Raw genomic sequence first — 23,880 nt, 5'->3', positions numbered from 1 at the left:
CCGGTCCCGACGCGGGACGCCGGTGCCGGTCCCGGCCGGGGCGGGGTGACCCGGGCGGGAGCCGTGCCGCCCGGTCTGTGCCGCCGCGTCCGTGCCGCCGGGTTCAGGCGGCCGCGGCGGCCTCCAGCACGGCGTCGCGGACGACGTCGGCGGCGAGGTGCGCCGCGTCGATCCAGCGGGTCACCCGACCGCCGGAGACGATCCCGACGCGGTCGCAGCAGTCGGCGAGCTCGTCCGGGTCGACCGACACGACGACCACCGAGGTGCCGTGCGCGGTCGCCTCGGCCAGCAGCTGCCGCACCTGCTGGCGGGCGCGGACGTCCAGGCCCCGCGTCGGCTCGTGCACCACGACGACGTCCTCCGCCGACGCCATCCACCGGGCCAGCGCGAGCTTGTGCTGGTCGCCGCCGGACAGCGCGCCGAAGACCGTGCGGATGCTGAGGGTCTTCACGTCCAGGCTGTGCACGGTGCGGATGACGCCCCGCAGCTGCGCGATCTCGGTGCGCAGGTCGGTGAGGGCGCCCCACGGCTCGTCGGTGAGCGTGCGGGCGATGGTCTCTCCCGGGTCCACCCCGTAGGCGTCCTCGTCGGGGCTGTAGGCCGGCAGCTGGAGGACCGGGGCCTGCTCCGCGGGCCGGGTGCTCCGCGGCTCGCCGTGCAGCACCACCTCGTCGGTGATCGCCGGCAGCTCCCCGGACAGGGCGCCCACGAGCTCGCGGACGCCGGAGGAGCGGTGCCCGGTCAGGCCGATGATCTCCCCGCGGCGCAGGTCCAGGTCGACGCCGTCCACGTGGCCCGGGACCCGCAGGTTGCGGATCTGCAGCACCACCTCGCCGTCGTCGGCCGGTGGCGGCCGCAGCGGTGCCTCCTCGGCCGCGGGCGCGGCGGCCACGGGGCGGGGGGCGGCGGGCTCGGCGCGCGGGGCGGGGACCGGTGCGGCGCCCTCGATGGTCGCGGCGGCCAGGCGCACCGGGTCCAGCTCCGAGCTCGGCGCGTCCAGGGCGATGCGGCCCTCCCGCAGGACCAGCACGCGGTCGACGACCTCGAGCATCTCGGGCAGCCGGTGGCTGATGTAGAGGACGCCGCGACCCTGCCGGCGGAGCCGGTCGGCGACGGCGTGCAGCCCGGTGACCTCGGCGGGCAGCAGGGCGGCGGAGACCTCGTCGAGCACGACCAGCCGGGTGTCCTCGGCCAGCATGCGGGCGATCTCCACGAGCCCGTAGACGAAGTGCGGCAGCTCCCCGACGAGGGTGTCGGGGCTGATGTCGAGCGTCACCTCCGACAGCAGCACCTGCGCCTGCCGGCGGAGCTCGGCCTGCGGCCGGCCGGCGCTCGGGGTGCCCCGGAAGACGGCCTGGGCGACGGTGAGCGCCGGGTCGATCCGGATGAGCTGCTCCACCACGCCGACGCCCAGGTGCCGCGCGTCCTCGACCGACAGCGGTGCGTAGGCAGAGCCCTGTAGCGACATCAGGCCCGAGTCGGGCGCGGTGATGCCCGCGATGATGTCGCCGAGCGTCGACTTGCCCGCGCCGTTGGCACCCACCAGCCCGACGATCTCGCCCTCGCCGATGGCGAAGGTGACGTCGCGCAGGACGCGGCGTGCCCCGAAGGACCTCGTCAGGCCCTCGACCTGCAGCAGCGTCATGGGTGGGCGGCCTCCCCGGGACAGGCCCCGGCCAGGGGCCGGTCGACCGTGGTGGAGGCGTCTCCCGTGACGCCTCGGAACGCCTCGGATTCTATCCGTGGCGGCGATCCCCGCTCCCCGACGGCGCGTCGCCGCGGGCCGCCCCCGCGTGCAGGAGCGCGGTTCTGCCCCGGGGCGGGACCGCGGTTCTGCACGCGGGGGTCAGGCGCTCAGCCACACCGCGGTGTCCGGGGCGACGCTGCCGCCGGAGACGTCGTCGCTGGCCAGCAGGACCGCCCCCTCGGGCAGCGGCACGGCCGCGGGGGAGAGGTTCACCAGGCACACCAGCCCGCCGGGACGGCGGAACGCCAGGCAGCCCGCGGGCGCCGGGAGCCACTCCAGCCCGTCCCCGCGCAGCGCCGGGGAACCGGCCCGCAGGGCGAGCGCACGCCGGTACAGCGACAGCATCGAACCGGCGTCGGCGACCTGCGCCTGCGCGGTCAGCGGACCCCAGCCCTCGGGCATCGGCAGCCAGGTGTCCGGCCGCGTGGAGAAGCCGTAGGAGGGCTCGGTGCCCGACCACGGGACCGGGATCCGGCAGGCGTCGCGGCCGCGCTCGGTGTGGCCGGAGCGCTCCCAGATGGGGTCCTGCAGCGCCTCGTCGGGCAGGTCGACGTCGGGCATGCCGAGCTCGTCGCCGTTGTAGAGGTAGGCGACGCCGGGCAGCCCGAGCTGCAGGAGGGCCGCGGCCCGTGCCCGCCGGGTGCCGAGGGCGACGTCGTTACCGTCGCTGTAACGAGTGACGTGGCGCGGGCGGTCGTGGTTGGAGAGCACCCAGCACGCCGGCGCCGGGGTGCCCGCGACGGTGGCCAGCGAGTGCTCGATCGCGGTCCGCAGCGCGTCGGCGTCCCACTCGGCGGTCAGCAGCTTGAAGTTGAACGCCAGCTGCAGCTCGTCGGGGCGCAGGTACTGGGCGAGCCGGTCGTCGTCGGAGACCCACACCTCGCCGACGGCCATCCGGTCGGGATAGCCGTCGAGCACCCGCCGGATGCGGCGGTGGACCTCGTGCACGTCGTCGTGGTCGAAGCGGTGGTCGCCGGGCCCGTGGTCGGCCAGCAGGCCGGTGTCCTCCATCGGCACCATGTCCGGCAGCCCGTCGGGCTTGGCCATGCCGTGCGCCACGTCGATGCGGAAGCCGTCGACGCCCCGGTCGAGCCAGAACCGCATCGTCTCCTCGAGGTCGGCCAGGACCTCGGGGTTGGTGAAGTCCAGGTCGGGCTGCTCGGGGGCGAACAGGTGCAGGTACCACTGGGCGGGCCGGTCCCCCGACGCCGGCACCCGCGTCCAGGCCGGGCCGCCGAACACCGAGGGCCAGTTGTTCGGCGGCTCGGCGCCGCCGGGCCCGCGGCCGTCGCGGAAGAGGTACCGGGCGCGCTCGGGGGAGCCCGGGTCGGCCGCGAGCGCCGCCGCGAACCACTCGTGGGCGTGCGAGCTGTGGTTGGGCACCAGGTCGACGGTCACCCGGATCCCGGCGGCGTGCGCCTCGGCGAGCAGGGCGTCGAACTCGGCCAGGTCGCCGAACACCGGCTCGACGTCGCGCGGGTCGGCGACGTCGTAGCCGTGGTCGTGCATCGGCGAGGGGTAGAACGGCGTGATCCACAGGGCGTCGACGCCGAGGTCGACCAGGTGCGGCAGCCGCGCCCGGATGCCGGCGAGGTCGCCGACGCCGTCGCCGTTCCCGTCGGCGAAGCTGCGGATGTAGACCTGGTAGAAGACGGCGTCGCGCCACCAGTCGGGGCCGGCCGTGCGGAACGGACGCGCGGGCAGGGAGGTCACAGGACTCCTCGGGGGTGTTCCGCCGGAGGCCGCCCGCGTCGGCTCGCGAGCGGTGGGGAAGGGCGGGGCGTCAGCGGTTCTGCATGCTCCGGGCCGCCATCTCCAGGTAGCCCCAGAGGGTGGCGTCCTGCTCGGGCGGGAGCCCGAGGGAGTCGACCGCGTCGCGCATGTGGGCCAGCCACGCGTCGCGCTCGGCCGGTCCGATGGCGAAGGGGGCGTGCCGCATCCGCAGCCGCGGGTGGCCCCGCTGCTGGGAGTACGTGGTGGGTCCGCCCCAGTACTGCTCCAGGAACATGCGCAGGCGCGTCTCGGCGCCCTCCCAGTCGTCCGGCGGGTACAGCGGCGCCAGGACCGGGTCGGTGCGGACACCCGCGTAGAACCGGGCCACGAGGCGGGAGAAGGTGGGCGCGCCGCCCACCTCGTCGTAGAAGGCCCGTGCCGAGGGCAGGGTGCGGCCGGGCTCGCTCACGACGCCTCCTCGCTGGCGCTCGTCGGCGTCGTGTCCGACGGTGCGGTGCTCAGGTGTTCCGGTGCTCCGGTGCGGCCGCGCGGCGCGGTCGCACCCTCATCGTCCCGCAGGACCGGTGCCCGCCGCCACGTCGCCGTCGCGCAGCCGGGTCCAGGCGAGCAGCGGGGGCAGGACCGCGAGCACCCCGAGGCCACCGACGAGGGCGACGACGCCGCTGGGCGGCAGGCGCTCGGCGGCGAGCCCGGCGCCCAGCGCGCCCAGCCCCTGGACGCCGTACAGGCCGCTGACGGCCACCCCGATGGCGCGGCCGCGGTAGGCGCTGGGCACCGCCTGCACGAACGAGACGTTCAGCGGGATCGTCCAGGCGGCCCCGATGCCGGCGACGAACATGCAGGCCAGGACGACGCCGGAGGTCGCCGGCCCGGGCGGTGCCCACAGGGCGACCAGGCCGGCGAGCAGGATCGGCGCCAGCGAGAGCAGCACCAGCGCGGGCACCAGGCGGTCGCGGCGGGCGGGCGCGACGGACCGGACGAGCACGAGCCCACCCACGGTGACGCCCAGGGGGTTGGCCGCCAGCAGCAGCCCGACGGCGGTCGCGCCACCGCCGAGCTCGTCGACCAGCGGGGCGGCGATGCCCTCCGCGGCGTTGGCGAACATCACACCGACCCAGACCAGCGCGACCATGGTCAGCAGGCGGGGGCTGCGCCGGATGAGCCGCAGCCCCTCGGCGGTGTCCCGCCAGACGGAGACGCCGCGGCCGGTGGGGGCCGCCGGGGCGGGGCGCGGGTGCAGCCGGGCGCGGAGCCACACCGCGGAGACGGCGAACGTGGCGGCGTCCAGCAGCAGCACCCAGGACGGGTCCAGCGCGGCGATCAGCGTGCCGCCGGCGGCGAACCCGATCACCTGCGACACCTGCGCGCTGACGTTGGTCAGCGAGGTGGCGACGGCGTACCGGTCGCCGCTGAGGACGTCGGCCATCAGCGCGGAGCGGGCCGACTCGAACGGCGGCGCGAACAGCGAGACGAGCAGCAGCAGGACCAGCAGGACCGGCAGCGGGGTCCCGGGGACCGCCATCCCGGCCACCAGCAGCCCCCGGGCGACGTCGCTGGCGATGAGCACGCGGTGCCGGGGCAGCCGGTCGGCGAGGGTGGCCAGCACCGGGCCGCCGACCAGCCACGGCAGGTAGCTGATCGCGAAGGTGATCGCCGACAGCAGCGGGGAGTCGGTGCGCTGGTAGACCAGCACGGTCAGCGCCACGCGGGCCAGCTGGTCGCCGATGGTGGAGAGCAGGTGGCTGCCGAACAGCGGCCGGAACTCGGGCACGGCGAAGACCTCGCCGAAGGTGGCCTGCCGGGCGGTCTCGCCCACGGGTGCCTCCCGCCGGGTGGTGGTGGGTGCCCGGGTCACCGGGGGCCGCCGGGCGCGGTCGCGCCGAGCACCGGGATCGGCGTGCGGATGCCCTCGGTCGCGAACCGCTCGGACAGCCGCAGCCGCAGTTCGCGGGCCACCCGCCACTGGTCGGCGTTCGCGCTCCGGACCTGCACGCGCATGACGACGCCCTGGGCGGTGATCTGCTCGACGCCCAGCGACTCGGGCTCGGCGAGGAGGACCCCGGCCCACTCGGGCTCGGCGTACATCGCGTCGGCGACCTCCTGCATGACGGCCCGGCAGGCGTCGAGGTCGGTGTCGTGGGCCACGGGCATGTCGATGACGACCTGGGCGAAGCCCTGGCTCTTGTTGCCCACCCGCAGCACCTCGCCGTTGCGGACGTACCAGACCACGCCGTGGGCGTCGCGCAGCCGGGTGATCCGCAGCCCCACGGCCTCGACGGTCCCGGTGGCCTCGCCGAGGTCGACGACGTCGCCGACGCCGTACTGGTCCTCCAGGATGATCCCGATGCCGGCGATGAAGTCCTTGACCAGGTTCTGCGCGCCGAACCCGAGCGCGACCCCGAGCACGCCGGCGCTGGCGATGATCGGCGCCAGGTTGACGCCGAGCTCGCCGAGCACCAGGACGACGGCGATGCCGAGGACCACGAACGAGGAGAAGCTGCGCAGCACCGAGCCGATGGCCGCCGCCCGCTGGGTGCGGCGCTCGGCGATCGTCTCCAGCCCGTCGGGGTCCGCGGCGCGGGCGCGGGCCCGCCAGGGCCGCAGGATCGTCGGCATCGTCCCGGTGGCGGTGCGCGCGGTGAGCCGGCGGAACGCCCGGTGCAGCAGCAGCCGCACGACCACGGCGACCACCACGACCAGCGCGATCCGCAGCGGTGTGCCGATCAGCCCGTCCGCGTTCGCGGCGAGCCAGTCGAGGCCGAACAGGTCGTAGACGCGGGCGCACAGCGAGCCCGCGTCCGCGACGCACTCCGGGATCTCCGTGGGGCCGCCGTCGACGGCAGCGACCACGGACAGTGAACCGTCCATCACGGTGAATACTGGCAGGCGAGCGCGCGAACGTCAGCCCGCCGTTGCAGCCCCGGCGAGTCCGGTGTGCGCGGCGAGGAAGGCCAGCTGGTCGGCGGCCAGCCCGACCGTGCGGCTCACCGCGCGGGCGCCGTGGCCGACCGACACCTCGCGCCGCAGCAGCACCGGGCCGTCGCCGGTGGTGGCGTGCTGGAGGGCGGCGGCGAGCTTGCGCGCGTGCAGCGGGTCCACGCGGGTGTCGCTCTCGAACGTCGTGAACAGGACCGCCGGGTAGGCCGGTCCCTCCCGCACGTTGTGGTACGGCGAGTAGCCGAGCAGCCAGCCCAGCTCGACGGGGTCCTCGGCGGTGCCGTACTCGTCGTTCCAGGTGCGGCCCAGCCCGAACCGCTCGTAGCGGACCATGTCCAGCAGCGGGGCGCTGCAGACGACGGCGGCGGCGAGGTCGGGCCGCTGGGTCAGCGTGGCGCCGACCAGCAGCCCGCCGTTGGAGCCGCCCATGACGGCCAGCTGCCCGTGCGTCGTCCACCCCTGGGCGACCAGGTGCTCGCCGGCGGCGGCGAAGTCGTCGAACACGTTCTGCTTGCGCTCGCGCATCCCGGCGCGGTGCCACTCCTCGCCGTGCTCGGAGCCGCCGCGCAGGTTGGCCACCACCCACACCCCGCCCGCGGCGACCCAGGACAGCGCCTGCGCCGAGTAGCCGGGGGTCAGCGAGACGTTGAAGCCGCCGTAGCCGTAGAGGACGGTCGGCCGCGGCGTGTCGGGCCGGCCGGTGCCCGACAGGACGAACAGGTGCACCGGGGTGCCGTCCGCGCTCGTCGCGTGGGTCTCCAGGACGGTGACCTCGGGGACGTCGCCGGCGACCGGGGCGCGCTCGGCGTCGGTCAGCGCGGTCGGGTCGGCGGCGTCCCAGCGCAGCACCGAGGGCGGCGTCGAGTGGTCGGTGAAGCCCACCCACGCGGCGGTGCCGCCCTCCGGCGGGGAGGTGACCCCGGAGACGCTGCCCGGCGGCAGCGCGGTGACCTGCGCGAGCTGCCCGCCGCCGTCGGCGGCCCAGACCGACAGCCGGTCGGTGGCGTCGACCGAGTGGACGGCGAGCACCTGCAGCCCGCCGTCGGGCCCGTCGACCAGGGCGACGTCGGACAGGACGCCGTCCGGGGACTCCGGGACGACGTCGCGCCAGGCGGTCACGTCCCAGGTCGCGGGGTCCTCGGGGTCGGCGACGGCCAGCCGCGACCGCGGGGCGTCGCGGTCGCTGTGCAGCCACAGCCGGCCGTCGCGGGCGACCCAGGCGGAGGTCTGCGCGTCGACGCCGACCTGCAGCTCCCGGAGGTCGCCACCGGCGGCCAGGTCGGCCAGCCACACGTCGTCGCGCGGGGCGGTGCCGGCCGAGGCGGAGACGGTGAGCCAGCGGCCGTCGCGGCTCGTGCGCACGCCGTAGTAGTTCGTGGGGTCCAGCCCGTCGCCGTGCACCAGGACGTCGGTGTCCGGGTCGGCGCCCACCCGGTGGCGCCAGACCCGGCGGTGGAACTGCTCCTCGCCGGCCGGCACGGCGTCCGGGGCGAGCCGGCGGACGTAGAACAGCTCCTCGCCGCCGGGCAGCCAGGCGACGGGGGAGTAGCGGCAGCGGTCGACCGGCCCGTCCAGCTGCTCGCCGGTGGTCACGTCGAGCACGTACAGCCGCGACTCCTCGTCGCCGCCGGTGGACAGCTGGTAGGCCAGCCGGTCCCCCTCCCAGGACGGCGACCAGGCGTCGAGCGTGGTGGTGCCCGCCGGGTCGACCGCCATCGGGTCGACCAGGACGCGGACCGAGCCGTCGGGCTCGCGGACCCGGAGGACGGCGTGCTCCTGCCCGGGGTCGCGGCGGGTGGAGAACGCGCGCCCCGCCCGGTGCACCGGGACGCCGACGGCGCCGGCGTGCACCAGCTGCTCGAGCCGCGCGGCGAAGGCCGGGCGCAGCGGCAGGGCGGCCAGCTGCTCCGCGGTCAGGGCGTCCTGGGCCGCGGTCCACGCGCGGGTCCGCGGGTCCGCGGCGTCCTCCAGCCAGCGGTAGGGGTCCGCGACGGGGGTGCCGTGCAGGTCCTCGATCAGGTCGAGCCGGGGGGCCTCGGGATAGCGCACCTGGTGCACGGTATGCCTCTCGGCTGCTCCTGGTGGTGACCGATCCCACCCCCGGACGCGGAGCTCACGAGCGCCGGAGCCCCGTCCGGGGCCATGATGGGCGTGCCCGTGGGTCGCGCAGCACCCAGCGGCACGTCCCGGGGCGCTGGAGGTGCCCCGTGCCGCGTGTCGGATCCGGGTCGTCCACGGGCCAGCCGGGCCCGCGGCGCGACCCCACACCCCTGCCACTCGCTCCTGTCCCCGCCCGCGGCACGACCGCGGCCACCCTGCTGCTCAACGCCACCTTCGAGCCGCTGTGCGTCGTCTCCAGCCGGCGGGCCATCGTGCTCGTGCTGGCGGACAAGGCGGTCTCGCTGGACTCCGCGGCCGACGTCGTGCACGCCGAGTCGGTGAGCCTGCCGGTCCCGGTCGTCGTGCGGCTGACCCGCTACGTGCGCGTCCCCTATCCCGCCTCGGTGCCGCTGTCGCGGCGTGCGGTCTTCACCCGCGACGGGCAGACGTGCGTGTACTGCGGCGGCTCGGCGACGAGCATCGACCACGTCGTGCCGCGCAGCCGCGGGGGCACCCACACCTGGGACAACGTGGTCGCCGCCTGCCGGCGGTGCAACCACACCAAGGCCGACAGGTCGCTGGCCGAGCTCGGGTGGAAGCTGCCGCACCCGCCGGCCACCCCGAGCGGGGCGGCCTGGCGGCTGCTCGGGCACCGCACCGTCGACCCGCGCTGGCGCGAGTGGCTGGGCATCCCCGAGAGCGTGAGCGCTTGACGTCACCAGGGACCGCGCGGCGGCTGTGGGCGCTCGGCGAGCCGTTCCACGCGCTGTCCTACTTCGCGCCGGAGGCGCGGGAGGTCGCCCAGGACGCCGGGCTGCGCGGCTCCTGGGCGGGCTACTTCGCGATGCGCGCCGCGCCCCTGGGCGCGGTCGGGCCGGAGGTGGTGACGGCGACCTTCGCCGGCTTCGCGCCGTCGTTCGTGCGGCGGTGGGTGCCGGGCGTGTGGGACGCGGTGTCGCCGGCCGGGGCGCTGTCCGCCCGGTTGGCCGGGGTCGACGCCGCGGTCGGGCGGGTGCTGGGGGAGTGGGCGCACTCGCCCGCGGCCGCGGAGGCCGCCGCGCTCGCGGGGGAGGCCGCGGCCGCCGTCGACACCACCGGACGGCCGCTCGCCGCCGCCAACGCCGGGCTGCCGGTGCCCGACCGGCCGCACCTGGCCCTGTGGCAGGCGCTCACCACGCTGCGCGAGCACCGCGGGGACGGGCACGTCGTCGCGCTCGTGCAGCGGGGGATCGACGGGCTGGCCGCCCACGTCCTCGCCGTCGCGGCCGGCCGCACCGACCGGGAGTGGCTGCTGCGGGCGCGGGGGTGGTCCGAGGCGGAGTGGGACGCCGCGACCGCCGGGCTCGCCGACCGCGGCTGGCTCGACGCCGGGCAGCTCACCGCGGAGGGCCTGGCGAAGGTCGCCGCGATCGAGGCGGACACCGACCGGCTGGCGGTGCGCCCGTGGCAGGCGCTCGGCGACCCCGGCTGCGACCGGCTGGCGGCGCTGCTGGCCCCGGTCCGCCGCGCCGTCGTCGCCGCGGGGGACTGGCCGGCCGGCAACCCGATCGGCGCCCCCGACCCCGACCAGCCCTGACCCCCGCCGCCCCTGACCCCCGCCGCCCCTGACCCCCGCCGCCCCTGACCCCCACCGGCCCAGGCATGGGAAGCGATCCCCACGTCGGCGCGGCGGAGCCCGAGGGATGGCCTCCCATGCCTCAGGTGACGCGGGAGCGCTCGGTCGGGTACGCCTCGTGCGCGCCGGTGGCCAGCACCTCGCGGAAGCGGTCCATGGCGTCCCAGATGTCGGCGAACCGGGTGTACAGCGGCGCCGGCCCCAGCCGCACGCGGTCCGGCGTCCGGAAGTCGGGGACGACGCCGCGGTCCACCAGCGCCTGCGTCAGCTGCCAGGCCTGCGGGTGCGCGAGGCTGACGTGCGACCCGCGCCGCGCCGGGTCCCGCGGGGAGGCCAGCGCCACCCCGTGCGGCGCCAGCCACGCGTCGGCCAGCGCCACCAGCAGGCCGGTGAGCGCCCGCCCCTTCGCCGCGAGCGCCTCGATGCCCGCCTCGGCGACCAGCCGGGCGCCGACCTCGACCCCGGCCATCGCCAGCACGGGCGGCGTCCCGACGCCGAAGCGCTCGATGCCGGGCGCGGGGTCGTAGGTCTCGCCCATCGCGAACTGGTCGCGCTGGCCGAACCAGCCCCAAATCGGCTGGCGCAGGCCGTCCTGCAGCTCGCGCCGGACGTAGAGGAACGCGGGCGCGCCCGGACCGCCGTTGAGGTACTTGTAGGTGCAGCCCACGGCCAGGTCGGCGCCGATCGCCTCGAGCTCGACCGGCACCGCGCCGGCGGCGTGCGACAGGTCCCACAGCACCAGCGCGCCGGCGTCGTGCACCAGGCGGGTCACCGCGGCGAGGTCGGGCAGCGCCCCGGAGCGGTAGGCCACCGCCGAGAGGACGACGACGGCGACCCGCTCGTCCAGCGCCGCGGCGAGCACCGCCGGGTCGAGCCCCTCGTCGACGTCGGCGGGGATCTCGCGCACCTGCATGCCGCGGGCCGCCGCGACGCCCGCGACGACGTAGCGGTCGGTGGGGAAGTCGTCGGCGCAGCAGACCAGGACGTCGCGGCCGGGGCGGGCGTCGGCGCCGGCGGACAGCAGCTTGTAGAGGTCGACCGACGTCGAGTCGCTCACCAGCACCTCGCCCGGCCGGGCGCCCAGGACGCCGGTGGCCAGCAGGTCGCCGATCTCGGTGGCCCGCCCGATCCACGACGACCAGGAGCCGACCAGGCCCCGGCCCCACTGCTCCTCGACGACCCGGGCCAGCGCGGCCGGGGTCTCCCGGGGCAGCCGGCCCAGGGAGTTGCCGTCCAGGTAGAGCAGGTCGTCGGCGATCACGAACCGGTCGCGGGCGGCGGCGAGCGGATCGGCCGCGTCGAGCGCCTCGGCGGCGGAGCGGGAGAGGTCCACGACGTCCTGTCTACGCCCCGCCGGCGCCCCCGCCACCCCGGCGCGGGACCGGCTCGCCGCGGGCCCGGGAGCGGCGGCGCACCGGCGCCCCGCCGGGGGAGGACACGACGGCGGATCCGGCACCGGGTGCCGGTAGGTTGTCAGGCGTGAGCGTCGTCGAGACCATCCTGATCTTCGCGGTGATCCCGCTGGCGATCGTCCTCCTGTTCGCGCTCCTGACCCTGGTCCCGGGTCGGGTGCGGAAGGTCCGGTACAAGCCGGGCCAGGCGTGGGAGTACGCCCCGGTCTGGTGGGAGCCGCACCCGCACGGGTCGGCGGCCGGTGGCCACGACGACGGCCCGAAGGCGATCGGTTCCTCGGTCTACCAGGAGCCGCACGGCGACGGCCACGGCGCCTCCGCCCACGGCGCCTCGGCGGCGTCGGCCCGCCCCGCGCCGGTCGTCACCGGCCCGCGCGGCGGCGCCCGCGGGACCTGGTGAGCACCGCGCCATGACCACCCCCACCCCGATCGTCCCCGGAGGCCGGCGATGACCCGCTCACTCGAGGCCACGTCGCACGACACGGCCACCCACGTCACGGACCCGGCGCGCACCGACGAGGCCGACGGCCAGCAGGGCCCGTTCACGCTGCCGGAGCTCTCCCGGCTGGACGAGGCGCTGACCATGTCCTCTCGCGAGACCGGCCTGCGGTTCACCCTCTACCTCGGTGACCTGGGCGCCCGCACCCGCGCCCGCGCCGAGGAGATGCACGCGACCTCCGGCGGCGACCCGGCCGACGCCGTCCTGCTGGCGATCTCGCCGGGTCAGCGCGTCGTCGAGGTCGTCACCGGCGCCGCCGCGGCGCGCCGGCTGCCCGACCGCGCCTGCGCCCTCGCCGTCCTGTCGATGACGAACTCCTTCGCCTCCGGCGACCTGGTGGGCGGCATCGTCAACGGCCTGCGCCAGATGTCGGACCAGGCCGGGCACCCGCGGGGCCTGCACACCCACTGAGGGAGGCCCCCACCAGGGGGCGCCTGCTCGCGAGGCCCAGGACCGTCCCGGTCCTGGGCCTCGCGGCGTGGTGGGCGGGGGCGTGCCACCCGGGCGGCGGGCGTCCCGGGCGGCGGGCGACCCCGCCGGGGACCCGCCACCTCGGCGGCGGGCTCCCGGCGGGACCACGTCGTCACTCCGTCTCGGCGGCGTCCCGCTCGCGGGCCCGCAACGCGCGGGCGATGCCGTCGCGGCCCTCGGCCACGAGCCGGCGCAGCGGGGCCGGGTGGTCGGCCTCGGCCAGCCAGGCGTCGGCGGCCTGCACCGTCCGCGGCTCGACGACCGGCGGGAACAGGTACTGCACCGCGTTCTTGGCGATCTCGCCCGGGCGGCTCTCCCACAGCGGCCGGATGTCGGTGAAGTACCGCTCGACGTACCCGGCGGTCAGCTCCCGCTGGGCCGGGTGCCAGAACCCGGCGAGCATCGCCTCGTGCACGGCGTTGGGGACGCTGGCGTCGGTGAAGGCCCGGCGCCAGGTCTCCTCCTTGGACTCCGCGGTCGGCCGCAGCGCCCGCGCCGTCGCGGCACGGCGCACGCCGGTCGCGGTGGCGTCCCGCTCGGCCTCGGCGTCGATCTCGGCGTCCCCGGCCGCGCCGATGGCGACCAGCCCGTTGAGGAACGCCCACCGCGCGTCGGCGTCGACGGCCAGGCCCTCGACCGCCCGCGTGCCGTCGAGCAGCCCGCGCAGGACGGCGGCGTGCTCCTCGGTGCGGGCCGCCGCCGCGAAGGCGCGCGACCACTGCAGCTGCTCGTCGCTGCCCGGGGCGGCGGACTCCAGCGCGGCCAGCGACTTGTCGGCCAGCGCGCGCCAGCCCACGTCGGCCCAGCGCGGGTCGGCGTAGGAGGTCAGCGCCGACTGGACGCGGGCCAGCAGTGACTGGACGACGCTGGTCTCGGTCTCGGCGTCGATGCCGGCCAGCACGAGCTGCACCCAGTCGCGGGCGGGCAGCTCGGCGTCGCGGGTCATGTCCCAGGCCGCCGACCAGCACAGCGCGCGGGCGAGCGGGTCGGACAGCGTGCCGATCGACGTCCGCAGCGTCGCCAGCGACCGGTCGTCCAGCCGCAGCTTCGCGTAGGTGAGGTCGTCGTCGTTGACCAGGACGAGGGCGGCGGCCGGGTGGCCCACCAGGTCGGGCACCTCGGTGCGCGCGCCGTCGACGTCCAGCTCCACCCGCGTGGTGCGGGTCAGCCCGTCGGGCCCGTTGTCGTACAGCCCCACGGCCAGCCGGTGCCGCCGCAGGTGCGGGTGCTCGGGCACCGCGGTCTGCTCAATGGCGAACGAGGCGTAGCGGCCGTCGTCGGTCAGCTCGTACACCGGGCGCAGGGTGTTGACCTGGCTGGTCTGCAGCCACTGCTCCGCCCACGCCGACAGGTCGCGGCCGGTGGCCTCCGACAGCGGGTCCAGGAGGTCGGCCAGCGTGGTGTTGCCGTACTCGTGGGTGCGGAAGTAGCGGCGGATGCCGGCGAGGAACTCGTCGCGGCCGACGTAGGCGACCAGCTGCTTGAGCACCGAGGCGCCCTTGGCGTAGGTGATGCCGTCGAAGTTCACCTCGACCGCGGCGACGTCGACCATGTCGGCGGCGATCGGGTGGGTGGAGGGCAGCTGGTCCTGCGCGTACGCCCACGCCTTCTCGGTGTTGGCGAACGTCGTCCAGGCGGTCGTGTACTCGGTCGCCTCGGCCTGGCACAGGGTGCTGATGTAGGTGGCGAAGGACTCGTTGAGCCACAGGTCGTCCCACCAGCGCATGGTCACCAGGTCGCCGAACCACATGTGCGCCAGCTCGTGCAGGATCGTCTCCGCGCGGCGCTCGTAGCGGGCCCGGCTGGTCTTGGACCGGAAGACGTAGTCCTCCAGGAACGTGACCGCGCCGGCGTTCTCCATCGCGCCGGCGTTGAACTCCGGCACGAACAGCTGGTCGTACTTGTCGAACGGGTACGGGTAGTCGAACACCCGGTGGTAGAAGTCGAAGCCCTGCTTGGTGACGGCGAACAGCTCGTCCGGGTCGAGGTACTTGGCCAGCGACGCCCGGCAGTACAGGCCCAGCGGGATGCCGTCGTGCTCGTCGGTGACGCGCGCGTACGGGCCGGCGATCAACGCGACCAGGTAGGTCGACAGCCGCTTGGTGGGCTCGAAGTGCACCAGTTGGGACCCGCCGGGGCCGGCCTCGATCGTGCGCCCACCGGTGTTGGAGACGACCTGCCAGTCGAACGGCGCGACCACGTGCACGGTGTGGGTGCCCTTGAGGTCGGGCTGGTCGAAGCAGGCGAACATCCGCTTGGCGTCGGCCGGCTCGAACTGTGTGTACAGGTAGACCTGACCGTCCTCCGGGTCCTCGAAGCGGTGCAGGCCCTCGCCGGAGTTCGAGTACCGGCAGTCGGCGACGACCTCGAGGGTGTTGTGCTCGGCCAGGTCGGGCAGCGGGAGCCCGCCCTCCTCGGTGTAGGTGCCCACGTCGAGCGCCGCGCCGTTGAGCGTCGCCGAGACGACGGTCTCGGCGATCAGGTCGATGAAGGTGCTCGCGCCCGGCTCGCGGCAGGTGAACTCGACCGTCGTCGTCGACCGGAACGTCGACGTGCCCGGGCGCCCGGAGCCGTCGGTCAGGTCGAGGAACAGGTCGTAGCCCTGCACGGCCAGGAGGCGGGCGCGGGCGGCGGCGTCGTCGCGGGTCAGGTTGGGTACGGCCACCCGGGGAGCTTCCCACGGGGCGACGACGGACCGCCGTGCGTCGGAGGGCCGCGGTCGGGAACAACCCGCCCGGACCCCGACTTGGGAGCCGTCAGGGCCCGGTGCACCGCGCGCCGGGCGACGTCCAGACAGACGCACACGAGGAGCACGACGGATGACCGAGGCAGTGCAGAGCGCGCCGGTGAAGGCCCGGGTCGACTTCTGGTTCGACCCGTTGTGCCCGTGGGCGTGGCTGACCAGCCGCTGGGTGCTGGAGGCCGCCAAGGTGCGCGACATCGACCTGCACTGGCACGTCATGTCGCTGGCGGTGCTCAACCGCGGGCGGGACCTGCCCGAGCAGTACCGCGAGATGATGACGAAGGCGATCGGACCGGTCCGGGTCGCGATCGCCGCGGCGCAGCAGCACGGCGACGAGGTGCTCGGCGACCTCTACACGGCCATGGGCACGCTGCGCCACCACGAGGGCGTGGAGCTCGACGAGCTGATCGTCCCCGCGCTGGAGCGGGTCGGCCTGCCCGCCTCGCTGGCCGAGGCCGCCACCTCCACCGACTACGACGAGGAGCTGGAGAAGAGCCACCACGCCGGCATGGACCCGGTCGGCGACGACGTCGGCACCCCCGTCATGCACATCGACGGCGTCGCGTTCTTCGGCCCGGTCATCAGCAAGGTGCCCACCGGTGAGGACGCCGGCAGGGCCTTCGACGGCGCGGTGCTGCTGGCCAACCTGCCGGACTTCTGGGAGCTCAAGCGCACCCGTACCGCCGGTCCCGACATGGACTCGGTCCCGGCAGACACCCTGGAGCTGCGCGGCCTCGAGTGACGCGTGCCCGTGCGGGGTGGCGGTCCTGCCCCGTGCAGGACCGCCAGCCTGCGCGGGAAGGCCGTTTGGCATCCTCGGCCCGTGCCGAGCCCCACCCGTCAGCGCATCCTGATCACCGGCGCCAGCTCCGGCCTCGGGGCGGGCATGGCCCGCCGGTTCGCCGCCCGCGGCCGTGACCTCGCCCTCGTCGCCCGCCGCCTCGACCTGCTGGACGCCCTGCGCGACGAGCTGGTCGCCGCCCACCCGGGCGTCCGGGTGGTCACCGCCGAGCTGGACGTCGACGACGCCAGCGCCGTCGAGGAGGTCGTGCCGAAGCTCGCCGGCGAGCTGGGCGGCATCGACCGGTTCGTCGCCAACGCCGGCATCGGCAAGGGCGCCTCGGTCGGGACCGGTGCCGGGTGGGCCAACCGCGCCACGCTGTTCACCAACGTGCTGGGCACCCACGCCCAGTGCGAGGCCGCCGTCGCGCTCTTCCGCGCGCAGGGCCACGGGCACCTGGTCGTCGTCTCGTCGGTCGCCTCCGTCCGCGGCATGCCCGGCACGCGGACGGCGTACGGCGCCAGCAAGGCCGCGCTCAACGCGCTCGCCGAGGGGATCCGGTCCGACCTGCTCGGCACCGGGATCCGCGTGACCACGGTGCTGCCCGGCTACATCGAGACCGATCTCAACGTCGGCCGGCGCGGCCCGTTCACCGTCGACCTGGACACCGGCGTGGACGCGCTGGTCGCCGCGATCGAGCGGGAGCCGGCCCGGGCGTACGTGCCGGAGTGGCCGTGGCGTCCGGTCGCCGGTCTGCTGCGCGTCCTGCCGCTGCCGGTCGTCCGCCGCCTGACGTAGGACCTGGCCTGGGTGCCCGGCTTCGCGGTACCTCAGGAACGGGGGATCTCAGCTCTCCGGCCGGGGCTCGCGTCACGGCCGGCGCGCGCCCTCGTGCCCCGCGGCCAGGTGGCCGCGGGGTGGGAAGGCGCTGGAGGTCAGACCCGTAGGGGAGTGGGGATGACGATCTCGGTGCCGTCGGGGCGGTAGGTGCGCCAGCGCCGGCCTGGTGGTGCGGTGTCGTCGCGTTCGATGCGGTAGCCGTGGTGGACCTTGGTGTGGTGGCGTTCGCAGAGCAGGGCGGAGTTGTCCAGCGACGTCGGTCCGCCCTGGGACCACTCGATGACGTGGTGGACGTCGCAGTACCAGCGGGGTGCCTCGCAGCCGGCGAACACGCAGTGCTCGTCGCGGTGTTCGACGGCCTTGCGGAGGTGGGCGGGGACGATGCGCTGGCTGCGGCCGACGTCGATGGGCAGCCCGTCGGGGTCGAGGACGATGCGGGTGACGGTGGCGTCGCAGGCGGTCCAGCGGGCGCGGGCGGCCGACAGGGTGGCGCCCAGGCCGGTGCCGGCGGTGGCCGGTCCGGTGGCCGGGTCGAGCAGGTCTGGCAGGCCGACGGTGACGATGACGTGCGGCTTCACGGTGCGCAGCACCGGCAGCTGACCGGAGGCCAGCGCGAGGTCGGCGAGCTGGACGAGGGCGTCGCCGGTGCGCTGGGCGCGGGTGCGGGTGTCGGCGGCGCAGCGGCTGGCGGCGGCGATGGACTCCAGGGCGGTGGCGACCTTCTCCCCGCCGACCGCATCGAGGGTGCCGCCGATCGTCCACGTGCCGTCGGGGTGCTGCACCAGGGTGAGCGCGCGTTCCTCGGTGGGGTCGGGCTCAGGCCCGTCGGGGTCCAGCTGGGCCAGATAGGTGCCGACCGCGCGCTGCAGGTCCCGGTGGGTGCCCCGGCGGGCCAGCTCGACCAGCGCGGCCTCCACCACGGGCACGTCGATGCCCTGCGCCTCTGCCAGCTGCAAGTGCGCCGGCTTCACGATCTGGGCGATCAGCTCCACCTGGTCGGCGCCGAGCAGCCCGTCGCCGAAGGCGCGCTCGGTGACCGGCAGCTGCTCCAACGCGCGCCCCTGGGTGACCAGGCGCCCGGCGGCAGAGCCCGACAGCCGCACGATCCCGCGCAGCCACGCCTTGGCCGTGGCGGCGCCGTCGTGCTCGACGGCGCCGCGCACGTCGGCCCGGCGCACCGCCCGCGCCACCTGCGCCTCCAACCGGTGCGACGCCGCCACGAGCTCCCGCACGTGGTCGAGCAGCACCCCGTCGGGCAGGTCGTCGAGGTCGAGGTCGGCGAGGGCGTCCAGCGCCGACCGCAGCTCACCCATCCCGCCCCCCCGAGCATCTCGAACACGTGTTCGATCATACCGGCCGGAGGGGGACGATGCACGGTGAATCCCCAGGTCAGAGCGCTGTCCACAGATGCGCGAAGGCCCTTGACACTCGCCGCCGTCGGCACCCGAGGCAGGAGCGGGACCGAGCAGCGGCACACGTCGGAGCTGCGAGGCGACCCGCATCGGTCGGCACCCCGAGTCGCGGCTGCCCTTGCCACCCGCTCCGCCGTCCCCTCGGCGATGCGGCGGGCGGACCAGGTGGCGACGCAGGCGTCCAGAGCGTCGACCGCGCGCAGGCGTGGCCGAGCTCCGGCCGGCGCGGTCTCGGCGTCCACCACCGTTCGCCGTGCCATCACCCGGCGCCCGCGCCGCCCGTCGACCCCCAGGACCGCCAACGGCCGGGCCTGAGAGAATCGCGACCATGCGCGTCTTCGTCGGCACCGACCACGCGGGCCTGGAGTTCAAGGAGCACCTCAAGGCGGCGCTGACCGCCGCGGGGCACGAGCCGGTGGACTGCGGGGCGTTCGAGTACGACGCCCAGGACGACTACCCGCCGTTCTGCTTCGAGGTCGGCGAGCGGGTCGTGACCGAGCCGGGCAGCCTCGGCGTCGTCATCGGCGGCTCGGGCAACGGCGAGCAGATCGCCGCCAACAAGGTGCCGGGCGTGCGCGCCGCGCTCGTGTGGAGCACCGCGACCGCCGAGCTCGCCCGCCAGCACAACGACGCCAACGTGGTCGCCGTCGGTGCCCGGCAGCACAGCGTCGAGGAGGCCACCGAGCTCGTGCTGCACTTCCTCGCGACGCCCTTCAGCCAGGACGAGCGGCACGTGCGCCGCATCGGCCTCATCGCCGACTACGAGCGCGACCGGCACCGCCCGGCCGGGGGCCTGCCCACCCGCTCGGAGCTCGACGCGGGATGACCGGGGCGGAGCTGCGCCGGGCCGCCGCGGCGGCCCGGGAGCTCCTCGCCGCGGTGCCCGACGGCGCGGCCCGGGTGCCGGCGCTGGATGACGATGTCGCTGGCGTCACCGCGCACGTGACCGGCTGCCTCATCTGGTACGCCCAGGACCTCGCGGCGGGCCCCGAGGGGGCGGACGGGTTCACCCTCGGACGGCGCCGGGAGGCCGCGCTGCCCGAGCTGGTCCGCCAGCAGGTCGCCGCCGCCGAGGTCCTCGCCCGCACCGTCGAGGGGGCGGCGCCGGGCGACCGCGGCCGGCACGACTGGGGCACCCCCGACGCCTCCGGCTTCGCCGCCATGGGCGCGGCCGAGCTGCTGCTGCACACCGGTGACGTCGCCGACGCGCTCGGCCTGCCGTGGCAGCCGCCGGCCGACCTCGCCGACGCCGTGCTGGTGCGGCTGTTCCCGTGGGCGCCGGCCGACGCCGACCCGGTCGCGGCCCTGCGCTGGGCCACCGGCCGCGGGGACCTGCCGGGTGTGGAGCCGGTGACCTCCTGGCGCTGGCACTGCTCGCCGCTGGACGAGTGGGACGGGACCCGCGCCCTGTAGGTCCGCGCCGTCACCCCGGTCGGGCGCGGGTGCGTGCCGCGTCCCTGCGAGGCCGCTGTAACGATCGCGGGGGTCCGGACATATCAGGGTGTGATGGCGATGCAGGGGCGGCTCCCGTCGACCGGTTCCCCGCCATCCCCAGTCGACACGGCCTTCGAGCAGGCTTACCGCGCGTTCGGCACGTCGGTCCTGCGCTACGCGCTGCGGCGTTCGACATCCCGGGAGGACGCGCTCGACGTCGTCGCGGAGACGTTCGCTGTCGCGTGGCGCCGCCGCCCCGATCTGCCCACCGAACCGGACGAGGTCCTCCCGTGGCTCTTCGCCATAGCCCGGTTGTGCTCGGCCAACTCCGACCGGAGTTCTCTCCGAGCCGGGCGGCTTGGAGAGCGGTTGGCCTCCGCACTGGGGGACGCGATGGTGCCGGACCCGGCTGTGCTGCACGAGGACCGCACCGACCGGCACCTGATCCGGCGGGCGCTCGAACAACTGCCGGACCAGGACCGCGAGCTGGTCACCCTGATCGGCTGGGACGGCCTCACCCCGGCCCAGGCTGCCGGCGTCCTCGGCTTGTCCGCGGGGACCGCCCGGGTGCGGCTCCACCGGGCGCGCGCCCGCCTGCGCCGGGCACTGCACACATCCGCGACCGTCGAGGAGGTCGACCGTGATCACTGAGCGCGAGCTGGATGCCCGGCTGGCCGCCGCGGCGGGGTTCGACGGCCCACTTCCGGCGCTGCCCGAGGACTTCCTGCTCCAGTTGCGCGACGGAGCCGCCGGCGAGCCGCACGAACACTCGACCGGCGCCCAGCGGGAGCCGGCTTCCGTGGTGGCGGCCCGGCAGATCGTCAGCGATGCGCGGGAGGCGCGTCGGTCGGTGCGTCGGCGGCGACGGCGACCGGGCCGCGCGGCCCTCCTGCGCGCGGGTGCGGCGGTCCTGTCGCTCGCGGCGGCGTGCACGGCCGTCCTCACCGTGTCGGCCGGGGAGCCCCAGCAGCCCGGCGCCAGCGTCTCGGGACCGACCGCGGGCACGGTGACGCCGACGAGCGGGATCGAGCTGGTCGCGTCGGAGGAGACCACCTTCCCGCTGTCCCTCGACCCCGCCCCGCCGGGACTCACCCGGACCCTGACCCGCTCCGGCGGTCCGACGCCGGCCGGCGACCGCCCGGTGGTCTTCACGGCGGACTACCGGTCCGCGGACGGCGCCGGCTTCACCGTCTGGACTTCCGATGCCGACCCGCGAGGGGACTGGCAGTACGAGTTCCAGCAGCCGCAGGACGATCACGACGCCGACGACGTCACCGAGACCGGGACCGTGGTGGTGGGCGGCTCCGAGGCCGCTCTGGTGCGCGGGCACTACGACCGGCCGGTCTGCCGCTTCGCGACCGCGACGCCGACACAGCGGGAGGAGCCGGCGACGGTGTGCGTCTCGTCCTTCGCCGACCTCATCCTGCAGCGGCCGGACGGCCGGTGGGTGTGGGTCCGCGGTGAGGACACGTACGCCGTGACCTCGGCGGTCGTCACGGTGGCGGCGTCGATCACGGAGCGCCCCGTCCCGGTCGACCTGCAGATCCGCCTGGCCCCGGTGGGCTGGTCGGTGACGTCCTACGCCGACGACGCCCACATCACCGTCGCGAGCGACGAGGACCCGAGCCTGCAGGTGAGCGTCGCTCTCCAGGAGGCATGGCGCGGCTACAACCCCGAGAACATGCTCGACCTCGTCGTCGGGCTGGGACCGGTGACCCGCGAGACCGTCGGAGGACGGCCGGCCCGCCTCGGCATGGTCGAGGACAGCGCCGCCAGTGACGCCCAGTGGTGGCTCGCCGGGCAGTTCGCCGACGGGACGCTCTACTTCCTCACGGCGTCCCCGGCCTTGAGCCGTGACGACGTCCTCGCCATCGCTCAGCAGGTCACCTACGCGCCATGACCTCCCACCCGTTCCTGATCCCACGTCGAGAGGCCCCCGTCATGCGTCGCCCGAACCGCCCCCTGGCCGCCTGCGTGCTGGTCGTCGGCGCAATCGCCGCGGGCTGCGGCTCCGGCGCGCCGGCCGCCGACACGGTGGACGCCATGACGCCTGGGTCCCTGTCCGCGGCGGAGGTCGCGGCCCGTTACGGGTACGACCTGTCCTCGGACGGCCTGTCCCCCGTCTACGCGCTGGTGCCGGAGTACCAGGACCCGCGCGACACGTACGCGCGCAATCTGCTGCTCAGCCAGTGCATGGACGGCGTCGCGGAGTTCCAGGTGCTCCCACCGAGCCCGGACCTCGACCCCGGCTTCGAACCCCGGACCCATCGACGCATCTTCAGCGAGCAGATCGCGGCCCGGTGGGGGTACCAGCTCCCCGCGCCGGCGACACCGGTCGTGCGCCCGGACGCCGAGACCTACACCCCGGCCGTCCAGGAGCGGGGGCTGCGGTGCGGGGAGCGAACTCGGGCACGGCTGGGAGAGCCGCCCGCCTCGCTGCTCGGAACCGTCGAGTCGGCCGGCTGGGCGGCCGTCGACAGCAGCGACGAGGTGAGGGCGGCCGAAGAGGCGTGGCGGGCCTGCATGGCTCCCGCGGCCATCGCCGACCTGCCGGCGTCCCCGAACGAGATGCCGCCGGTCTCCGTCGTCCCGCGGCTCAGCGAGCAGGAACAGGACCGGCCTGCCGGGAGCGTCGTGCCCTCGGCGCGGGAGCAGGAGGTCGCGGTCGCCGATGCGCGCTGCCGTGCGGAGGCCGACGTCGACGGTGCCGAGCTGCGGGCCCGGGCCGGTGGCGAGCTCGCGGCGATCGGCCGTGACGTCGAGGCCTTCGAGGCCGTGCGCGCGGAGTACCGCGAGTACGACGCCCGCATCACCCAGGTGATCGAGGAGCTCGGCGGATAGGCAGCCGGCTCAGAAGTCGTCGGAGCACCACGGGGTGACCGGCCAGCCGAAGGCGGTCGCCGCCAGCGTGACCGCGCCGGGACTCACCTCGGTCACCCGGCCGGCGGCCTGCAGCGTGGCCAGCGAGACGCCGCCGAGGTAGGCCGCGGCGAGGTCGTCGACGCCGAGCACCAGGTCCGGGTCGCTGTCGGTGCGGGCGCAGAACCCGCCGGCCGGGTGCGCGGTGAGCGCCCACCGCCCGTCGTTCCACGGGCAGAACGGGTCGCGCACCTCGAGCACCAGGTTGATCGGCGTCGGGTACCGGCGGGCGGCCAGCGCCCGGCCGACGTCGACCAGCCGCAGCCACAGGCCGTCCCGCGGCCGGGCGTGCAGCGCGCGGGGATCGGTGAGCAGGTGGCGCAGCGGCTCGTCGACCGACGCGGTCGGCGCCTGCACGGTGCGCACCAGGTCGATCGACAGCAGGTACCGCCACAGCGCCGCGTAGGCGGGGGTGCCCTCCGCGCGGACCTCCTCGACGGTGACCGTGCCGTCGGCCATGCCGTCCTCGTCCCACGCCGGCCGCACCCGGTAGGCGGCGTGGCCGGTCACGGTGCCGTCGGGCTCGGTGTGCAGCAGGTACTGGCGTGCCGGGGTGCCCGGCCGCCGCTCGGGCCGGTCCTCCAGCAGGTGGTCCCACCAGGTCGCCGTCCGGGTCACCGTGCCGGGCACGCCGCGGCGCAGCCGCTCGTGCAGCGCGACCGCGGCCGGCCGGTACTCCTCGACGGTCACGGGCCGCACGCTGCCGTCCCCGGTGGCGACGTCGGGGCGCAGGGCCAGCTGCGCCGTCCGTCCCTGCAGGCCGCCGCGCACGGTGGCCGGGGCGTAGCCGAACCGGCCGTAGATGGACCCCTCCGACGCCCACAGCGCCGCGACCGGCTCGCGCTCCTGCTCGTGCAGCTCGGTGAGTTGCCGGCGCATGATCGCCGTCAGCACGCCCCGGCGGCGGTGCGTGGGGGCGACGGTCACCCAGGTGACGCCCGCGCAGGGGACGACGGCGCCGGGCACGGTCAGCTCGCGGCTGTAGACGCCGGAGGTGGCGACGACGCGGTCGCCGTCCCACAGGGCGAGCGTGCGGTCCATCTCGGCGGTGACGGGCAGCTCGGCCAGCCACTCCGGGGACGCGTCGTTGCCGAAGCCGGCGGCCAGGGCGCGCCCGAATGCGGGCCACTCGGCGGCGGTCGCGGGGCGCAGCTGCTCGGTGAGGTCCTCCACCCCTGCTGTCTACCGGCCGGGGACGACGGTGCGCCAACGGGTTCGTCTGCGTGCCGGTCGATG

At 75.8% G+C, this 23,880-nt stretch carries 21 protein-coding genes; 11 read left to right on the top strand and 10 right to left on the bottom strand.

Going from position 1 to position 23,880, the window contains the following annotated elements:
- Window positions 1-103 precede the first annotated feature (103 nt).
- The 6 genes from ACI781_RS05990 to ACI781_RS05965 all read right to left on the bottom strand — a co-directional run bounded on the left by ACI781_RS05990 (window position 104) and on the right by ACI781_RS05965 (window position 8,467).
- Entirely contained in the window at window positions 104-1,645 is a 1,542-nt protein-coding gene (locus tag ACI781_RS05990) for an ATP-binding cassette domain-containing protein (protein ID WP_456565162.1), read from the bottom strand.
- 201 nt (window positions 1,646-1,846) lie between these two features.
- On the bottom strand, window positions 1,847-3,460 hold the full coding sequence (locus ACI781_RS05985) for a glycoside hydrolase family 13 protein (protein ID WP_456565161.1): 1,614 nt from the start codon (window positions 3,458-3,460) through the stop codon (window positions 1,847-1,849).
- A gap of 70 nt (window positions 3,461-3,530) precedes the next feature.
- Entirely contained in the window at window positions 3,531-3,929 is a 399-nt protein-coding gene (locus tag ACI781_RS05980) for a globin (RefSeq protein WP_456565160.1), read from the bottom strand.
- Window positions 3,930-4,025: 96 nt separating this feature from the next.
- Entirely contained in the window at window positions 4,026-5,297 is a 1,272-nt protein-coding gene (locus ACI781_RS05975; RefSeq protein ID WP_456565159.1) for an MFS transporter, read from the bottom strand.
- Between the two features lie 35 nt (window positions 5,298-5,332).
- On the bottom strand, window positions 5,333-6,349 hold the full coding sequence (locus ACI781_RS05970) for a mechanosensitive ion channel family protein (RefSeq protein WP_456565158.1): 1,017 nt from the start codon (window positions 6,347-6,349) through the stop codon (window positions 5,333-5,335).
- Window positions 6,350-6,382: 33 nt separating this feature from the next.
- Window positions 6,383-8,467: a prolyl oligopeptidase family serine peptidase gene (locus ACI781_RS05965; RefSeq protein ID WP_456565157.1), complete on the bottom strand. Its 2,085-nt coding sequence runs from the start codon at window positions 8,465-8,467 to the stop codon at window positions 6,383-6,385.
- Between the two features lie 158 nt (window positions 8,468-8,625).
- Here ACI781_RS05965 and ACI781_RS05960 point away from each other — a divergent pair, with 158 nt between their 5' ends.
- Both ACI781_RS05960 and ACI781_RS05955 read left to right on the top strand, forming a co-directional pair.
- Complete coding sequence (locus ACI781_RS05960; RefSeq protein WP_456565156.1) at window positions 8,626-9,231, top strand: HNH endonuclease; 606 nt, start codon at window positions 8,626-8,628, stop codon at window positions 9,229-9,231.
- On the top strand, window positions 9,228-10,094 hold the full coding sequence (locus ACI781_RS05955) for an SCO6745 family protein (RefSeq protein WP_456565155.1): 867 nt from the start codon (window positions 9,228-9,230) through the stop codon (window positions 10,092-10,094). Before ACI781_RS05960 ends, ACI781_RS05955 begins: the two co-directional genes overlap by 4 nt.
- A gap of 121 nt (window positions 10,095-10,215) precedes the next feature.
- Here ACI781_RS05955 and kynU read toward each other — a convergent pair whose 3' ends face one another.
- On the bottom strand, window positions 10,216-11,466 hold the full coding sequence (kynU, locus tag ACI781_RS05950) for a kynureninase (protein ID WP_456565154.1): 1,251 nt from the start codon (window positions 11,464-11,466) through the stop codon (window positions 10,216-10,218).
- A 146-nt stretch (window positions 11,467-11,612) separates the two neighbouring features.
- Here kynU and ctaJ point away from each other — a divergent pair, with 146 nt between their 5' ends.
- Together ctaJ and ACI781_RS05940 are read left to right on the top strand one after the other, a co-directional pair.
- Window positions 11,613-11,945: an aa3-type cytochrome oxidase subunit CtaJ gene (ctaJ, locus tag ACI781_RS05945; RefSeq protein WP_456565153.1), complete on the top strand. Its 333-nt coding sequence runs from the start codon at window positions 11,613-11,615 to the stop codon at window positions 11,943-11,945.
- A gap of 48 nt (window positions 11,946-11,993) precedes the next feature.
- Window positions 11,994-12,455 (top strand): DUF5130 family protein, encoded by a 462-nt coding sequence (locus tag ACI781_RS05940; RefSeq protein WP_456565152.1) that lies wholly within the window; start codon window positions 11,994-11,996, stop codon window positions 12,453-12,455.
- A 172-nt stretch (window positions 12,456-12,627) separates the two neighbouring features.
- On the opposite strand, the gene pepN is transcribed toward ACI781_RS05940, so the two are convergent.
- On the bottom strand, window positions 12,628-15,180 hold the full coding sequence (gene pepN / locus ACI781_RS05935; RefSeq protein WP_456565151.1) for an aminopeptidase N: 2,553 nt from the start codon (window positions 15,178-15,180) through the stop codon (window positions 12,628-12,630).
- 154 nt (window positions 15,181-15,334) lie between these two features.
- Here pepN and ACI781_RS05930 point away from each other — a divergent pair, with 154 nt between their 5' ends.
- Together ACI781_RS05930 and ACI781_RS05925 are read left to right on the top strand one after the other, a co-directional pair.
- A complete protein-coding gene (locus ACI781_RS05930; protein ID WP_456565150.1) occupies window positions 15,335-16,000 on the top strand; it encodes a mycothiol-dependent nitroreductase Rv2466c family protein in 666 nt (221 codons plus the stop codon).
- An 81-nt stretch (window positions 16,001-16,081) separates the two neighbouring features.
- Window positions 16,082-16,837, top strand: coding sequence for an SDR family oxidoreductase (locus tag ACI781_RS05925; protein ID WP_456565149.1), 756 nt, complete (start codon window positions 16,082-16,084; stop codon window positions 16,835-16,837).
- 137 nt (window positions 16,838-16,974) lie between these two features.
- On the opposite strand, the gene ACI781_RS05920 is transcribed toward ACI781_RS05925, so the two are convergent.
- Entirely contained in the window at window positions 16,975-18,192 is a 1,218-nt protein-coding gene (locus tag ACI781_RS05920; RefSeq protein ID WP_456565148.1) for a DUF222 domain-containing protein, read from the bottom strand.
- 427 nt (window positions 18,193-18,619) lie between these two features.
- Here ACI781_RS05920 and ACI781_RS05915 point away from each other — a divergent pair, with 427 nt between their 5' ends.
- The 5 genes from ACI781_RS05915 (at window position 18,620) to ACI781_RS05895 (ending at window position 22,566) form a co-directional block, all read left to right on the top strand.
- Entirely contained in the window at window positions 18,620-19,117 is a 498-nt protein-coding gene (locus ACI781_RS05915; RefSeq protein WP_456565147.1) for a ribose-5-phosphate isomerase, read from the top strand.
- On the top strand, window positions 19,114-19,704 hold the full coding sequence (locus tag ACI781_RS05910) for a hypothetical protein (protein ID WP_456565146.1): 591 nt from the start codon (window positions 19,114-19,116) through the stop codon (window positions 19,702-19,704). Before ACI781_RS05915 ends, ACI781_RS05910 begins: the two co-directional genes overlap by 4 nt.
- Window positions 19,705-19,797: 93 nt before the next feature.
- Window positions 19,798-20,376 carry an RNA polymerase sigma factor gene (locus ACI781_RS05905; RefSeq protein WP_456565270.1) on the top strand — a complete coding sequence of 193 codons (579 nt, stop codon included), beginning with the start codon at window positions 19,798-19,800 and terminating at the stop codon, window positions 20,374-20,376.
- Window positions 20,366-21,625, top strand: a complete 1,260-nt coding sequence (locus tag ACI781_RS05900) for a hypothetical protein (protein ID WP_456565145.1) — start codon at window positions 20,366-20,368, stop codon at window positions 21,623-21,625. Before ACI781_RS05905 ends, ACI781_RS05900 begins: the two co-directional genes overlap by 11 nt.
- Before the next feature lie 41 nt (window positions 21,626-21,666).
- Entirely contained in the window at window positions 21,667-22,566 is a 900-nt protein-coding gene (locus tag ACI781_RS05895; protein WP_456565144.1) for a hypothetical protein, read from the top strand.
- A gap of 9 nt (window positions 22,567-22,575) precedes the next feature.
- Here ACI781_RS05895 and ACI781_RS05890 read toward each other — a convergent pair whose 3' ends face one another.
- Window positions 22,576-23,817, bottom strand: a complete 1,242-nt coding sequence (locus ACI781_RS05890; RefSeq protein ID WP_456565143.1) for a GNAT family N-acetyltransferase — start codon at window positions 23,815-23,817, stop codon at window positions 22,576-22,578.
- Window positions 23,818-23,880: the final 63 nt, after the last annotated feature.

Source organism: Blastococcus sp. SYSU D00695, assembly GCF_054050555.1.
This window is presented reverse-complemented; position numbering and strand designations above follow the sequence as displayed.